The following is a 232-nucleotide window of genomic DNA, read 5'->3' as shown; positions in this document are numbered from 1 at the left end:
ACATCGCCTCGAAGATGCGGCACCAGACACCCTTGCGACTCCATCGACTGAAGCGCCGGAACACGCTGTTCCAATCCCCAAACGCCTCCGGAAGATCACGCCAGGGACAGCCCGTACGCACGATCCAAAGCACCCCTTCCACGAACATCCGGTTGTCGCGTCCAGTCGAGCCCTTCTGGTCAGGCCGGCCGATGATCAGCGGCGCCATCCGCTCCCAGCCTGCGTCGCTCAA

1 protein-coding gene is annotated in these 232 nt (G+C 63.4%); it reads right to left on the bottom strand.

The window, feature by feature from the left end; all coding sequences use genetic code 11:
* Positions 1–232: transposase (locus tag FNJ47_RS55795; RefSeq protein WP_430649509.1), on the bottom strand; the 232-nt coding region annotated here is incomplete at both ends.

It is taken from the genome of Bradyrhizobium uaiense (assembly GCF_010811875.1).
Lineage (GTDB): Bacteria > Pseudomonadota > Alphaproteobacteria > Rhizobiales > Xanthobacteraceae > Bradyrhizobium > Bradyrhizobium uaiense.
This window is presented reverse-complemented; position numbering and strand designations above follow the sequence as displayed.